The organism is Fructilactobacillus frigidiflavus, assembly GCF_044054575.1.
Classification (GTDB): Bacteria; Bacillota; Bacilli; order Lactobacillales; family Lactobacillaceae; genus Fructilactobacillus; species Fructilactobacillus frigidiflavus.
The window spans coordinates 1,271,583-1,287,023 of record NZ_CP168716.1 but is presented as its reverse complement, the minus strand read 5'-3'; the positions used below and the strand labels follow the sequence as shown (position 1 = coordinate 1,287,023).

At 33.2% G+C, this 15,441-nt stretch carries 16 protein-coding genes and 1 other RNA gene; 4 read left to right on the top strand and 13 right to left on the bottom strand.

Going from position 1 to position 15,441, the window contains the following annotated elements; translation table 11 throughout:
- Window positions 1–26: 26 nt before the first annotated feature.
- From ACEPSS_RS06470 to ACEPSS_RS06440, 7 genes are read right to left on the bottom strand one after another with little or no spacing between them, the layout of a single operon-like run.
- Window positions 27–203 carry a hypothetical protein gene (locus ACEPSS_RS06470; protein ID WP_395318462.1) on the bottom strand — a complete coding sequence of 59 codons (177 nt, stop codon included), beginning with the start codon at window positions 201–203 and terminating at the stop codon, window positions 27–29.
- A complete protein-coding gene (locus ACEPSS_RS06465; RefSeq protein ID WP_395318460.1) occupies window positions 178–2,454 on the bottom strand; it encodes an ATP-grasp domain-containing protein in 2,277 nt (758 codons plus the stop codon). The genes ACEPSS_RS06470 and ACEPSS_RS06465 overlap by 26 nt, the downstream gene beginning before the upstream one ends.
- Window positions 2,447–3,532: a carbamoyl phosphate synthase small subunit gene (locus ACEPSS_RS06460; RefSeq protein WP_395318458.1), complete on the bottom strand. Its 1,086-nt coding sequence runs from the start codon at window positions 3,530–3,532 to the stop codon at window positions 2,447–2,449. The genes ACEPSS_RS06465 and ACEPSS_RS06460 overlap by 8 nt, the downstream gene beginning before the upstream one ends.
- Before the next feature lie 27 nt (window positions 3,533–3,559).
- A complete protein-coding gene (pyrR, locus tag ACEPSS_RS06455) occupies window positions 3,560–4,093 on the bottom strand; it encodes a bifunctional pyr operon transcriptional regulator/uracil phosphoribosyltransferase PyrR (RefSeq protein WP_395318456.1) in 534 nt (177 codons plus the stop codon).
- A 5-nt stretch (window positions 4,094–4,098) separates the two neighbouring features.
- Complete coding sequence (locus ACEPSS_RS06450) at window positions 4,099–5,019, bottom strand: RluA family pseudouridine synthase (protein ID WP_395318455.1); 921 nt, start codon at window positions 5,017–5,019, stop codon at window positions 4,099–4,101.
- 4 nt (window positions 5,020–5,023) lie between these two features.
- The gene (gene lspA, locus ACEPSS_RS06445) at window positions 5,024–5,479 is read right to left on the bottom strand and encodes a signal peptidase II (protein WP_395318453.1); all 456 of its coding nucleotides are present in this window, start codon (window positions 5,477–5,479) and stop codon (window positions 5,024–5,026) included.
- Window positions 5,480–5,481: 2 nt separating this feature from the next.
- Window positions 5,482–5,874 carry an EbsA family protein gene (locus tag ACEPSS_RS06440; protein ID WP_395318452.1) on the bottom strand — a complete coding sequence of 131 codons (393 nt, stop codon included), beginning with the start codon at window positions 5,872–5,874 and terminating at the stop codon, window positions 5,482–5,484.
- Between the two features lie 32 nt (window positions 5,875–5,906).
- Here ACEPSS_RS06440 and ACEPSS_RS06435 point away from each other — a divergent pair, with 32 nt between their 5' ends.
- On the top strand, window positions 5,907–6,308 hold the full coding sequence (locus ACEPSS_RS06435) for a ribonuclease HI family protein (protein WP_395318450.1): 402 nt from the start codon (window positions 5,907–5,909) through the stop codon (window positions 6,306–6,308).
- Here the strand turns inward: ACEPSS_RS06435 and ACEPSS_RS06430 are convergent.
- The 5 genes from ACEPSS_RS06430 to ACEPSS_RS06410 all read right to left on the bottom strand — a co-directional run bounded on the left by ACEPSS_RS06430 (window position 6,305) and on the right by ACEPSS_RS06410 (window position 10,048).
- Complete coding sequence (locus tag ACEPSS_RS06430) at window positions 6,305–7,417, bottom strand: NAD(P)/FAD-dependent oxidoreductase (protein WP_395318448.1); 1,113 nt, start codon at window positions 7,415–7,417, stop codon at window positions 6,305–6,307. The two genes, ACEPSS_RS06435 and ACEPSS_RS06430, sit on opposite strands and share 4 nt — an antisense overlap.
- Before the next feature lie 25 nt (window positions 7,418–7,442).
- Window positions 7,443–8,579 (bottom strand): THUMP domain-containing class I SAM-dependent RNA methyltransferase, encoded by a 1,137-nt coding sequence (locus ACEPSS_RS06425; protein ID WP_395318446.1) that lies wholly within the window; start codon window positions 8,577–8,579, stop codon window positions 7,443–7,445.
- A 66-nt stretch (window positions 8,580–8,645) separates the two neighbouring features.
- Window positions 8,646–9,027: RNase P RNA component class B (gene rnpB / locus ACEPSS_RS06420), an RNA gene on the bottom strand.
- Window positions 9,028–9,041: 14 nt separating this feature from the next.
- Window positions 9,042–9,431, bottom strand: a complete 390-nt coding sequence (gene gpsB, locus ACEPSS_RS06415; protein WP_395318445.1) for a cell division regulator GpsB — start codon at window positions 9,429–9,431, stop codon at window positions 9,042–9,044.
- A gap of 47 nt (window positions 9,432–9,478) precedes the next feature.
- A complete protein-coding gene (locus ACEPSS_RS06410) occupies window positions 9,479–10,048 on the bottom strand; it encodes a DUF1273 domain-containing protein (protein WP_395318443.1) in 570 nt (189 codons plus the stop codon).
- Window positions 10,049–10,173: 125 nt separating this feature from the next.
- On the opposite strand from ACEPSS_RS06410, the gene recU reads away from it, so the two are divergent.
- Window positions 10,174–10,779, top strand: coding sequence for a Holliday junction resolvase RecU (gene recU, locus ACEPSS_RS06405; protein ID WP_395318441.1), 606 nt, complete (start codon window positions 10,174–10,176; stop codon window positions 10,777–10,779).
- 16 nt (window positions 10,780–10,795) lie between these two features.
- Window positions 10,796–13,150 carry a PBP1A family penicillin-binding protein gene (locus ACEPSS_RS06400; protein ID WP_395318440.1) on the top strand — a complete coding sequence of 785 codons (2,355 nt, stop codon included), beginning with the start codon at window positions 10,796–10,798 and terminating at the stop codon, window positions 13,148–13,150.
- Window positions 13,151–13,194: 44 nt separating this feature from the next.
- Here ACEPSS_RS06400 and ACEPSS_RS06395 read toward each other — a convergent pair whose 3' ends face one another.
- Entirely contained in the window at window positions 13,195–14,106 is a 912-nt protein-coding gene (locus ACEPSS_RS06395; protein WP_395318438.1) for a prenyltransferase, read from the bottom strand.
- Between the two features lie 136 nt (window positions 14,107–14,242).
- Here ACEPSS_RS06395 and ACEPSS_RS06390 point away from each other — a divergent pair, with 136 nt between their 5' ends.
- A complete protein-coding gene (locus ACEPSS_RS06390) occupies window positions 14,243–15,418 on the top strand; it encodes an NAD(P)/FAD-dependent oxidoreductase (protein WP_395318436.1) in 1,176 nt (391 codons plus the stop codon).
- Window positions 15,419–15,441: the final 23 nt, after the last annotated feature.

The following is a 15,441-nucleotide window of genomic DNA, read 5'->3' as shown; positions in this document are numbered from 1 at the left end:
AGATCATTTAAAGTGACCTAGATTTTTTACTTATATGAGATTTTTGCCCCAATTTCCAAAGTACGATTTTTATTACCATTGACAATCCCTAACGCATTAAAGGGAAAATTGATTTTCATAACCATTGGTTGGCAATTTGAATTATATTTAGCTAATAAAGTAGTGACTGCTTCATGCTTAAAGGAACCAGTATACATTTTCATTGAAATGAAAAACTACTTGAATCAAGCCAGTTAACTCATGAAGATTAATTTCTGTAATAGCATCATTCATTAGCTGCTTAAAATCTAACGTTTTATTTTCGTATGGGATGAAATAATCGGTTTGTTTTTCAATGTTTTTATTAGGATTATCAGCTTGTGAAGAAAATCCTACAGTAGTGATTGGAGTTATATTAGTTTTAGTCACTAAGAAATCAATTGCAAAATCAGCCCGATCAGAGCTCCAATGGCCCTCTTTTTGATCTGGTGGCAAAACAATTACCTTTGTATTATGCAATTTTTTTAATTCTCTAATTAAATAGTGACGATTTCCTGGAACAAAAATATATTTAGGCTTTTCAAGCTTAACAATATCTAAAATATCACCAAGTTGAACTGGTTCAATATATTGCTTATCACTAATTGAAGGAATCAAGCTTACAGAATTAGGATTATTGTTTAGGATAATGGTTTTTAATCCAAGTTTATGTAAATGGATTAACATTTCGGCTGTATAAACATCTGCAGCAATATTCGGACCCAAATGATTACGCCCTTTTCCAATCACTAAAGCACTATGATTACTTAATTGTTTAGTATCAGTTTCGCATTCAAAACTACCATAAAAAGAATCAATTTTTTCTATGAATTCCCCACCAGTTGGTTCAATCATCTTATAGGTTTTATAAATATTGTTTTCTTCAGCAATTTGATTAATCATATTGTTAGTGGTATTCCAATAGTGACAAAACATTCCAGTTCCAAAGCCAAATTTATTTCCCTTTAAAAGTACTTGAGGATTTAAAGGATTATTTTTAACTTCTTTAATTTCTTTTAGAATATTATTGATAATTACAAAGAAAAATTCATCAATCTTAGTTAATTCTGCTAAATCACTTGTGGAATATCCCCGGTTAACTGCCTCAAATAAAATCAAAATTTGAATATCAGTTGGATGGATAAGTTCATTTATGAGTTCATCTTCAGTTAAATTACCGTAACTAGGCAAAACATCTTTAGGACTAGATTGAGAACTTCGTAGCGCATTCATAAAAGCTGACTCGACATTTCTACCGATTCCAATTGATGAACCAGTTGCTTTAGCCTGGGCACCTAAATTTGTTTTAGCATGTACTAAGTAATCAAAGGCCCAAATTGGCATCTTAACGGTTACATGGTCACTGACTGGCTGTAATATTGGAGTTATTTTATTAAATCTAGGGGGCAATTTGATTTCAGTAATTGGTATATTTAATAAAATCGAAGCTACTACCCTAGCTAATGGATAACCCGTAGATTTTTCAACTAAAGCTGTTTGAGCATTAAAAAAAGGATTAACCTTAATAACAAAACATTCATTATTATTTGCATTTAAAGCAAATTGGACATGACAAACACCCTTAATCCCTAGACAATCCATAATTCTAAAGGTAATGGCCCGAAGAATATGAAGTTGTGAATCATTTAAAGTTTGTGCGGGAGCAAAGACGACTGAGTCAGTTGAATTTAGTCCGACCGGATTCATATCTTCTAATGATGAAATAACCATTTTGGTACCATCAACATCACGAATTGCTACAATCCCGATTTCTTTGTATCCACCAACTTCGCGTTCTAACGAAACTTTATTGTCTTTAGATTGTTGAAATAAATCATAGATATCATTATTGAGTTGTTCAATATTTTGAAAAATGTGCCGTCTACCATACTTTGAGGCTTTAATTGCTTTCGCAGCAATTGGAAAGACCATGTCATCAATTGTATTTCGTAATTCATCAAAGCTTGAAACAACGTTTGTTTTTAGAATAGGAATATTATTTTCCAATAATCGGTTAGCGAGTGAGGAATTACGTGCCATTTTTTCTGCATTATTTTTGATTCCACCAAATAAATTGACATTATCAGAATTCAGACCAATAATTTTTACATTATGGTCGTGTAGAATTCCCTTTTTGTTTAGTCGCTTTATAATTCTTAAAGCATTTTTTTGTCCATAAATTGGTGTAATTGCATCAATATTTTGTGACTTAATGATTGCTTCAACGTTTTCTAAGGTAATGCTTTTAATGAACATATCTTTATCCGGAATTTCAGAAAGCATAATCGAATAAGGGTTATCATCAATTAATAAAGTTTCAATTCCAAGCTTTGACCAAACTAACATAGCTTGAAATGCAGTCGCATCTTGTTCGCCTTCATGACCAATGTTCGATGATCCGCCACCAATAACTAGGATTTTTTTAATATTATTCATTAATTAGTCTCCTATGTGCTTCGATACTTTCGATAAATTCATCAAAAATGTCAAGCGTATCGTCTAAATCGTTAATCCCTTCTGGGAAAAATTGCACTGAAAAAGTAGGATAATCGCGACTTCTAATCCCTTGAATTGTATCGTTAATTAAATCGATGTATGTAACAATTAATTTTGATGAATCAATAGTTTGGGGATCAACTGCATAATCTTGCGCTTGATTGGGATAGACAATCTCATTAGTGATTATTTTACGAACTGGATGATTACAACCATGAGTACCGAATTTCATACGTGATACTTTTGCCCCATTGGCAATGGCAATCAATTGATGACCAAGACCGATTCCTAGTAAAGGAACCTCTTTTTGCATTTCTTTAATATTAGCAACTACAATTGGATCAATTTCATCTGGTGATCCCGGTCCTGATGAAATAACCACTCCACCTGGATCTAAATTTTTGATATTAGCAAAGTTGAAATTCCATGGAACCACAATAATATTACAGTTTAATTTTGAAAGTTGTCTAACGATACTTTCTCTTAAACCTAAGTCAATCACAACCACAGTTATACCTACTCCTGGTACTAAGTATGGCTTAGGAGTTGCAACCGATTGGATTTGTTGATTACTTAAAACGGCAGCTTGTAATTGATCAAAAGCATGTTCATCATTACTATTAACAATACTAGCTTTTTTGATTTGATTTTTTCGAACGTGCTTTTGAATTTGTCGGGTATCGATATTACAAATCCCAGGAATATGTCGTTCTTTTAGAAATGAGTCTAAAGAAATGTTTTTTAAGCGTGAAAAAGAAATATCTTCAGCTTCATTTACTACGATTCCCTTTGCTGAGGTCATAATTGATTCATAACTTTTAGGATTGATTCCAATATTTCCAATTGATGGTTGGACAAACGTTATAATCTGATTATGATAGGATGGATCAGTTATTGATTCCTGGTAATTATTCAAATTGGTATTTACAACTAATTCACCAGTCGTGTTAGAAAGATCACCAAAAGCTTCACCAGCAAATGACGTTCCATCATCAAGAATTAGATATCTTTTTTCCAATATAATCACCATCCTTTTAAATCATCATTAATCTTTTGTAATCTCTACACCATCACGATCATCAATTTCCGAAACTAGAACTTTAATTTTTTCATCTTTAGAACTTGGCAAATTTTTACCAACAAAATCAGCGCGAATTGGGATTTCACGATGGCCCCGGTCAACTAGAACTGCTAAGCTAATTCTTTTTGGACGACCAATTTCATTAATGGCACCTAATGCTGCTCGCACTGTTCGACCCGTAAATAAGACATCATCAACTAATACAACATTTTTGTTATCAATATTAACTACGTTTTCTGCAACTTGTTCGTTTAAATTGGGATTACTTTTATTATCATCTCGATACTTTGTAATATTTAGCTCAATTACAGGAATATCAGTATTTTCTAATTTTTTTAATCGATTTGCAATGCGGTTGGCAAGAAAAACGCCTCTCGTTTTAATTCCAATTAAAACCAAATTTTCGACACCCTTATTTTTTTCAATAATTTCATAAGTAATTCGATTTAGGGCACGTTGCATTGCCATTCCATTTAAAACTACCTTTTCATTTTGCATAATTATTAAACCTCTTTTGTATGATATTGGTTTCTTAGATTATTAATTGTTTTTTCAAATATTTCGGGTAATGGTGCCTGAAAATCCATATTTTTTCCAGTCACAGGATGCTTAAAGCCTAATTCAGCAGCATGTAAAAATTGACCCTTCCCTTTAATGGTTTTTCTGGGTCCGTATAAGGGGTCACCAACTAAAGGATGATTGATATACTTCATATGGACCCGAATTTGATGAGTTCTGCCGGTTTCGAGTTGACATTGAACTAACGTATAATCATTACCAAATCTCTCAAGTACTTTAAAGTGAGTGACCGCGTTTCTGCCACCTTCAATGACTGCCTGCTTTTTTCGATCTTTGAGTGAGCGCCCGAGTGGAGCATCAATTGTACCAGAGTTTTCTTTAAACGAACCATGAACTAAAGCAATGTACTTACGGCGACTAGTTTTGTCTTTTAATTGTTGAGATAATGATTTTAAAGCAACTTCTGATTTTGCTACCATCAACAATCCCGAAGTATCCTTATCAATTCGATGAACGATGCCTGGACGAAAAGTGCCGTTAATTTCTGGTAAATCTGTATGATACAATAAAGCATTTACTAAGGTATGATCTGGATGCCCTGGTGCAGGATGAACCACCATTCCCTGCGGTTTATTAACTACAATTACGTCATTATCTTCATATACAATCTCTAACTTAATATTTTCTGGTTTTAAGTCTAGTGATTTTGGCTCTGGAACTAAAACTGTAATCGAGTCTTCCTTTTTAACTTTATACTTAGCTTTTTGCGTTTTACCATTAACCGTAATTAATTTTTCTTTGATTAGTTCGTTTGCACGAGAACGACTAATGTTGGAAAATTCATCAGATACTGATTTGTCTAATCGATTTCCTTCTATTGTTACTTGATAGCTTAATTCTTTCAATTATTTACTCCTCTGTTAACAACTGAAATATTAAAATAAGTACTCCAAATGTTAAACACATATCTGCAATATTAAATATTGGAAAATTAATAAAATCAACTTTGAACATGTCCGTTACAAAGCCAAATTTTATTCTATCAATTAAATTTCCAATGGTTCCGGTTAACATTAGGACAATTCCCAGTGAAATTAATTTGTCTGTTTGATACTTATATAGTAGATAAATAAATATTAAAATTGCAATGAAGGCCACTAGTAAAAAGAAAATAGAATTCCCTTGCATAAAACTCCAGGCAGCTCCTGTATTTTGCAAATAAGTAATTGATAAAATATGGGGAATAAACGTGATTTCTTTGCCTAAACTAATATTTAACCGAGTTTGAAATTTAATGATTTGATCTAAAAATATTAAACTAATTGTAATAATAAGTAATAAAAAACGATATTTTTTTAATTTCACTTTTAATCCCCTGAATTAGCAAGAATTTCTGACAATTCAATTGCTGAATTTGATGGAACTAGAAATTTGTATAGATTTCCGTCAATTTCAAATGAAATGGAATTTCTTTTTGAATTTACATTGGAAATTTTTTTATTAGAAAATGTTTTACCAAAAGGATGTAAAACACTACAAATTTTAATTTCATTACTATTGATAAATATTTTTCGATAATAGATTTGAATCCAAGTTAGCAACGCAAAAACCAAAAAGATTATTAGCGTGGTAGTTTGAAAAGTGGTGATTTCAAGCCAAACAATAATCCCAACTAACATGACGATAAAAGTCCAACTCCAACAAATACAACTAGTTAATAGTTGTGGTTGATATAAAAATTTTCTTTTTTGAGTTATCATAAAACCATCCCTTCAAAAAATGGAGAATACACATGTATTATAAACTATATTCTGATGCAGCAAAATATCCGGATTCTAATCAAATTGGAATTGGAACGTTGTTAATTGATAATCAGAGACAGATCCAAGCTAAATTTAAACTAGTGGCATCTGATAACCATGAAGCTGAATTCAAAGCCTGTATTAAAGCTCTTGAATTTTTAAAGGCTAATCTTACTAATCAAGAAGCACATCGCTCAGTTTTAACGTTTTATACAGATAGTAAAATTTTAGCTGACAGTTTAAATAAGCAATATGCTAAACATTATCAAAAATATGTAGACCAGATTCTCAAATTAGAATCTGAATTTGAACTAGTTTTTAATAATTGGATTCCTGAAAGTAAAAATCGTGGTGCACACAATTTAGCAATTCAAGCCTTACATGAAGCTTAATTAATATAATTTGAAATTGGCTTTTGATATTCAGAAAGATCTATTTCTGGATTTTTAATCAAATCAATTAGTAATTTTGCAACCATTGGACCGGTCGTTAAACCAGATGAACCCAAACCAGTACCAATCAATAATGATTGATTGGTTCCTGGAACATAACCAAAAAACGGGCTGAAATCATCAGTATAAGCTCTCGTACCAACCTTTGAAAGAATAATGTCGTCAACCGATATTTTACTAATTAAGTTATCAGCAGTCTTAACTAATTTTTGATTAACTGATTTTTCTGATTTCAAATCGAAGCCATGATCATTATCATGAGTTGCCCCAATGATTAATTTACCGTTTCCTAATGGAATAAAATCGTATTCAGATTCTGGCATCATGACGGGCATATTTTCATTGGATTTTATATCAGGAACTTTTATTTCAATTAATTGGCCTTTTTGCGGACGCAATTTCAAATTGATATTTAAATCAGCTAAAATATTTTTTGACCATGCTCCAGTAGCCAAGATGATTTTATCAAAATTAAGTTTTTCACCATTAAAGATAATTTGGTTTGCTTTCTTTAGGTCTGCATGTCCCTTATAAATGTGAAGATTGCGATTTTGGGCAAGCTTTAAGAGATGTTGCGTATAAAGATAACCATCAATTCGACTCCCCCCAGGAACAAAGAGACCATCATAGGGTGAATTATTAATAATGGGAATCAAGTCTTTAATTTCAGAATTAGAAACATAACGAACATCCCCAATTTGAGGGGATGTCTTTTTTCGTTCTAACGCAATTTGATATAGCTCGTTTAAACTATCTTGATTTTTTCGTGTGATAATCGTGCCATCATTAGAATAAACTTCACTATCCATCTTAGTTTCATCGGCTATCTGAGCAACTAATTTAGCGCCGGATGAAGCTAAATGATACCATTTTTTATTTCTTCTTTTAGATAGCCACGGTGAAATAATTCCAGCTGCTGCTTTGGTAGCTTGACCTACCCCTTCATCAAATAAAGAAACATCATAATTCTTAAAATCATTTTTGCTTAAATAATATGCGACCGTTGAACCAACAATACCACCGCCAATTATCGCAACTTTTTGTACCATTAATCTACCCTCTATTAGTTTTAACCTAAGAACGCTTTTTTTCTGCCCAATATTGGAAATAATCGGTTCTAATTCGACCGTTATATAGCTTGCGTTGTTTTGTAGCCTTTTTACCATAAAATTTTTCAAAATTTAAATCGCTGGTTAAGTAGTATTTGGACCATGTAGTCATTGGAATAAACACTTTTCCTAAATCATGATATAACTTTTCTGCTTCTTCTAAATCACCTAATCGTTGTCCGTAAGGAGGGTTGGTAATTACGACCCCGTCTTGTTTATCAGTTTTAAAATCTTGAACTGCTAATTGTTTGAAGTTAATGTCGTGAAGTAAGCCAATTTCCTGTGCATTAACTTTAGCATAATTAATCATTTCACCGTTGATATCACTAGCAGATATGTCAAATTCAGAATCATAATCTGCTTGGGCGTCAGCTTCTTCTTTTACTTTACGAATGGTTGCTTTAGGCACCCAGTCCCAATTATCAAAAGCAAATTCCCGTTGGATACCGGGAGCGATATTTCTCGCAATCATTGCTGCTTCAATTGCAATTGTTCCAGATCCACACATCGGATCAAGAAATGGCATTGTTTTAGGATGCCAATTTGATAACAAGACTAACGCAGCTGCCATATTTTCTTTAAGTGGGGCTTCCCCTTTAGCTACCCGATAACCACGTTTAAAGAGACTTGGTCCCGTCGTATCAAGCAAATCATAAACCATGTTTTTGTTAACTCTTACTTCTAGAGGATATAAGCCCCCTGTTTCTGGTAAACGAGTGCGGCGATGGTAAAAATCACCTAATCTAGTTGCAATCGCTTTTTTAGTGATTGCTTGGATATCTGGAACACTATGTAAATCAGATTTCTGTGAACGTCCTTCAACTGGAAACTTTCCGTCCATTGGAATTAATTCTTCCCAAGGAAGAGCTTTAGTATTTTCGAATAATTGATCAAAAGTTTTAGCTTCAAATGAACCAACGATTATTTTGACCCGGTCAGCAGTTCTTAACCAAATATTTGCTTTGATAATATCTTCAACGGTTCCTTCGAAAAGAACCATTCCATTTTGTACTTCGACTTCGTAACCAAGATTGCGTAGTTCTTTTGCAGTTAGAGCTTCAATTCCAGCTGCACAGGTTACCATTAATTTAAACTTTTTCATAAAAATTGCCTTTCTGATTATATAAAAAAAGAGTGGGAAACCCCACTCTTCCTGATTGGTACATGCTCCTGTAAGCCATGTTTTGTGCTCAATTGAATTATCAGGAAAAACAATTGAGTAGTAATCATCTATCTCAGAAATCAAAAAGATTTCTGCCCTACACTTGGTTCTGTTTCCGTGTGTAAAGCTCCCCTACCAAAGTTTGGGTTTCCCGCTCGCGGGGTTTACTGCGTTCCAGTAATTCAATTTCTTGAATTAATCGTCTCTATAGCACCTTGGGAAGTACTAAAGCATATACCGAAGTACTTAGCTATTTCCTTCGCCGTAATTGTTAAAAACAATCCCTCGGCTTATTTTTTCACCGGGCACGAACACTACAGGCATCACAGCCTGTGCGAGAGTGGACTTTCCTCAGCCAGCATAAAGCTGACCGCGATTACTCAGAGCATGTACCAATTATAACTAATTATTTGAATTTTCGCCAAAAACTTTTCGTTCAAGATTTGATAAACGTTTGAGAATGTCCATAGTGGAAACATTGCTTTCTTGTTTTTCTTCAACTGGTTGTTGACGTGAGATACGTGAATTTAAACTTGAGGGTTCTGAAACCACTGGTTTAGGTGTTGTAACGATTTGATTTTCAAGCTCAACAATTTTAGCTTTTAGTTGACGATTTTCTGAGTTTAATTGATTAATTTGTTGTTCTTTTTCAGAAAGATCTTTTTGAAAATTTTCATAATCTTTAATAACATCATCGAGAAATGAATCAACATCAGTTGGATCATAACCTCTCATTTTTTGCTTAAATTCTTTTTGTAAGATTTCTTTTGGTGTGAACTTAATATTTTCCATTTTAATGCACCCCTTTTTCTTAACTATACCATTATAACACAAAAAAGCTAAATGTCATGATTTGATTTAAGTTCTTCGCTCATTTCTTCAGCTGTACTTTGCAAATCGTCCATTTCAATTAATTGAATGGGATAAGGATGGTGTTCTTGATAATGAAGTGCTGCATTATAATCAAAAATTGATTTACCTTCATTTTCTGAATCATAGAGAAGTAAAGCTTGATCAGTATGACTCAACATGAAAGTTTGATAATTTTTTAATTGTTGTGGCGACTTGTATTCATCGTTGCTAGTTGAAGCAAAAAAATCAGCTGTCGTAATTAAGTGCTGAAGTCTTATTCGATTAGTTTCATTCCAGTTTTCCCCAAATGCTTTAAACGGAGTTATGATTGCCAGTTGAAATTGATTTGGGTATGTTTTTTTTAAATCATTAGCAATTTCGATAACCCATTGTTCAGTACCTAATTGGCCACCAGTAATAATCCAATCACAACCATCTTCGATTAAACTAATTAATTCATTTTTTAAAGTTCTTTTAATGACTTGTGCTTTTTGATCGTTTTGATTAAAGACGCCAATTTCATAATTTCGATAACCTGTGATCCAAACTCGACTCATTTCGGCTCCTATAAATATTTAAATTTTCAATAACTTTCTGATATTGCTATAATTGTATTACATTTATCATTTGTAATGAATTATACTTGCTTTATTACTGCAAAATTTCCAAAGGAGTTATTTTTTTGACAATTAAGTATCCTAATGGGAATAATCGTCAACCCCCCATTAAACATAGCAACAAATTCAACCATGTTAATTATGGTGATCGCGGTATGACCTTAGAACAGGAAATCAATGATAGTAACACTTACTATTTAATGAAAGATTTAGCTGTAGTTCATAAAAAGCCGACTCCAATTCAAATTGTTAAGGTTGATTATCCTAAACGGAGTGCGGCGGTAATCAAAGAAGCTTATTTTAAACAAGCTTCAACTACGGACTATAATGGCATTTTCAAGGGTAAGTACATTGATTTTGATGCAAAAGAAACCATGAATACCACCTCATTTCCGTTAAGTAATTTTCATGAGCATCAAATTATGCATATGAAGAAATGCGTTAACCAAGGGGGAATTTGTTTTACAATCGTTAAATTCGTAAAATCGGATGATATTTATGTTTTAAATAGTGATAAACTATTTAGTTTCTGGAACCGAATGGAATCTGGAGGGCGCAAGTCAATTACAAAAAAAGAATTTGATAAATTTGGATACAAAATTAATTATCAGATTAATCCAGTCCTTCCCTACCTGAGTGCCGTACAAAAAATTATTAATATCTTAAATTAAAAGGAGAAAAGTAAAGATGAGTTCAGATGAATTATATTCGCGAATTAAGAAAAATAAGCGACATATGGGACCGGTGGGGCATATTCTTTTGTGGATTGTTTTCTTCCTATTTGTCCTATTTTTATTAGGCTGTGGGATGTTTACTTATTATGCTGCCACTGCTCCTCACATTTCATATAGTACCTTATCAAGTGATAACTCAACTACTATTTATGATAAAGACGGAAAAGTGATTTCCCGTTTGGGAATGCAAAATAGAAATTATGTTAGATCGCAAGATATTCCCGAAAATTTAAAAAATGCAATTATTTCAGTGGAAGATCGTCATTTTTATACCGATAAAGGGATTGATCCAATTCGAATTGTCGAAGCAGCGGTTAGCAATGTTTTTGGTGGCGGTGGTTTACAAGGTGGAAGTACCTTAACCCAACAATTAGTTAAATTATCAGTTTTTTCAACTAAATCATCTGACCAAACCCTCAAACGTAAAGCTCAAGAAGCTTGGTTAGCAATTCAAGTTGATCGAAATTATAGTAAACAACAAATTTTGGAATTTTATATTAACAAAGTTTACATGGGGAACAATGCTTACGGAATGCAAACAGAGTCAGAAGTGCTTTTTAATAAACCGCTAAGTGAACTTGATTTATCTCAAACGGCGCTATTAGCTGGATTGCCACAAGCTCCTGTTTCTTATAATCCAGTTACTAATCCGGAATATGCTCGGGATCGGCGTAATCAAGTTTTAGATGCCATGGTTAAAAATAAAGCAATTTCAAAATCCCAAGCTGAAGCTGCTAAAAATGAAGACGTTGAAAAAGGTATCGATAAAAAACGTGCTCAAAGTAACCCTACTCAAGCTAATGAAAAATATGCAGATGGATACATTAGCCAAGTGATTCAAGAGTTACAACAAAAAGGATATAAATTAGACGCAGGAAACAAGGTCTATACTAACCTTGATATGGATATGCAAAAGCATATGTATAAATTGGCCAACGATAGCAACGAAGGACTAGGCTTCCCTAACAATGATTTTCAAATTGGGGCAACCGTAGTTGATCCTAATAATGGGAAAGTCGTTGCAATGCTTGGTGGACGTAAACAAAATACGATGTTTGGATTAAATCGAGCAGTTCAAACAGCCCGTTCCAGTGGTTCAACAATTAAACCATTAATGGATTATGGACCTGCTGTTGAATACCTACACTACCCTACTTACCAAACCGTAAAAGATACTCCTTTTACTTATCCTGGAACTAATATTAAAGTTAATAATTTTGATAATAAATATGAAGGTAACATGACGATGCAAAAAGCATTAGTCGAATCACGAAATGTTCCGGCTGTTCGGACCCTTGAAGCAGTGGGTATTGATCGGGCAACTGACTTCTTAAGTGGCCTAGGAATGACATTTGATAAGCCATTAACGCTTCAAAATGGTTTAGGTGCCTATGTTTCAACGGAACAAGAAGCAGCTGCTTTCTCTGCATTTTCAAATGGTGGAACTTATTATCAACCTTATATGATCGATAAAGTTGTTACCCCAACTGGTGATAGTGAAACCTTTGATACTAAGAGTAACCAAGCGATGTCGGCTGCAACAGCATTCATTATGACGCAAATGCTTAAAGGAGTTATTAATGATAGCGATGGTAGTGCAACGAGTGCTAGAATTTCTGGGTTGAATCAAGCTGGTAAATCTGGTCAAACTCAATACCCATCTGAATGGCTAAGTAAGGTTCCATATAATTCAGATATGGATGCATGGTTCACTGGTTATACCAAGCATTATTCAATGTCTGTTTGGACCGGTTATGATCAACCTTTCCAAGAAGGTCATCAAATTACGGGGGATCAATATACACTTGCCCAAAAATACTATAAGGCAGTTATGTCGACTGCATCAGAAGGATTACCAAATACTAATTGGACCAAACCTAGTGATGTTGTTAAAACGTATAAGGACGGTCATGATCAATACTATTTGGCAGGCTATGGTGAAAACCAAACTGTTAAGCCTGTATCATCATCTAGTGGGACCCAAAACCAACAGGTTAACAATAATCAATCGGTTACCAACAATAACCAGAATCAAAATAACCAACACCACAATGATAATAATTCTAATAATAATGGTAATACTAATAATGGAACTAATGCCCCTACCGAACAAAATCCTTCTGATAACAACCATAATAATAATGACAGTAATCAAACGAATAACAATAACGGTAACCAAACGAACAATGGAAACAATAACTCTAACCAAGGCTCTACAAGCCCTAAGCCTGAAAATAATAATCAACCACAAACACCATCAGATAATAAGCCTGCTACGCCATCTGATAATACTAATACTAGTCATTAAAAAAGGAATCGCTTTTACAGCGATTCCTTTTTGTTAACTTCTGATTATTTGAAAATTAAATAAATTAATAGGCCAACTAATGAACTGATTAATAAAACGACATCATTCTTAATCGTTAAAATAAAAGTTTCTTTTTTGACTTGGACAGCAAAAAATCGCTTGGTATTTTTAATAATGATGGGAATTGTTAAAAAGACGACTAACATTTCAATTGGTAAATACCTTAAAATAATTGCAATCAATAATAATAAATAGCCTAGTACGTAATAAGCTGTATAAAATTTAAGTGCCCCTTTTTTTCCGACATAGCTGACAAACGTGTGCCGATTTACTTTAAGATCAGCTTCATAATCACAAGTGTTATTAGCTAGCATAATATTAGCGATTGCACAAATTGCAATTCCAGAAACGAAAATTAACTTCCAGGCTAAATTCCAAGAATAGTCTGTCGTCGGAATATTAACTAAAACACATGCCAGCGTAATAATATAACCCATGGTTAATCCAGAAAATAATTCTCCTAAAGGTCCGTTTTCAATTGGATATTTACCACCAGTATATAAATAACCAATCAATGTGCTGAATAAGCCAAGTAACAGAATTGTAAGATTAGTTAAATATACAAGATAAAGAGCTAAAGCTGCTCCGCTTAAAATCATGGCGTAACATAAAGCTTTAAATAATTTTAAATCATTTTCATGACCAATCTTAGCGAATACTTCATCTTGATTTTGTTCAACTGCAAAATCTTTCGCATTATCATAATCTTTAATGCTATCACGCAAATTAACAATCATTTGCATTAAGCAACAGATCAATAAAAATACAATGGTGTTCAAAACATTAATTGCATTGAAATAATAAAGTGTGAATGAAATGCCTAAAACAAATGGCAAAATAGTAGCAATCAAACTATTGAATCTGACCATCTTTAAAACTTTTTGTAATTTTTGCAAAATTTATTCCCCCTTTTAATATTCTTATTTTACTACAAATAAGGATGGGTATATTACAATATTTGTAGTACAATTAATGTTGTAGTAATTAAATAAAGTGACATTTTGTCACTTGAGAATTAGGAGGCGAATGCGTATGACTGATGTACTTGTATTAGGTGCCGGTTATGCTGGTATGCGTGCATGTAAAGTTTTAGCTAAAAGTAAATTAGATTTAAACGTTACTTTAGTTAATAAAGATTCATACCATTATGACGCAACTGCTTTACACACGGTTGCCGCAGGAACTAATGTTCCAGAAAATATCGAAATGGATATTCGTGATGCTGTAAGCGACAAAATTAAATTTGTTCAAGATACGGTTATTGATATTAATAGAGAAAAGGATGAAGTTGAATTAGAAAAAAATGGTTCCCTTCACTTTGATTATCTATTTAATGCTTTAGGTTTTGAACCAGAAACTTTTGGAACTCCAGGAGCGGATAAATTTGCGCTAAAAATTAGTAATATTGACAATGCTTTAGCGGATTATCATACAATTTTAGCTGCTTTAGAAAAGTATCAAGAAACTAAAGATAAATCTTTACTTTCAATCGTGGTTGTTGGTGGTGGATTTACCAGTATTGAGTTACTTGGTGAATTAGCACATCAAGTTCCTAAATGGGCTAAAAAATATGGTTTTGCTAAAGATGATATGAAAATCACTTGTATTGCCCCAGGATTTTTACCAATGTTTGCCAAAAAATATGCAGACTATGCCCAAAGATACCTTGAAAATAAGGGAATTAAATTCATCATGGGTAGCACAGTTTCAGAAGTTAAAACTGACGGTGTTATTTATGGTGATGATAAGAACTTCCTTCCTGCTAATATTACTTTTTGGACTGCTGGGGTGCGTGGAAATCAAATCATGGCTAAAGCAGGATATGACCAACATCGTGATCGAGTTGCAGTTAATGATGATATGAGCTTGAATGACTTCCCTAACGAATACATCATTGGAGATGTTTCCGCTGTTAAAGATCCAGAAAGTGGTCGGATGTATCCTACCACTGGGCAAATCTCAATTGTTGAAGCAACCAACGCGGTTAAAAATTTAGAAGCTAAACTTCAACATAAAGAACCAGTTAAGTTCGTTTATAATTCATTAGGAACGGTTTGTTCCCTTGGACCTTATTCTGGAATTGCTGATATCAACTTGTTAGGAATTCACCTTAAACTCAAAGGAATTATCGTCCCACCTTTGAAACATGCAATTTTTAAACGTTCAGCTTTTGAATTATCTGGCCTAAAAGCCGCTCTTCAAAGCTAATTGTTAATTAAGGAGAATAGAGA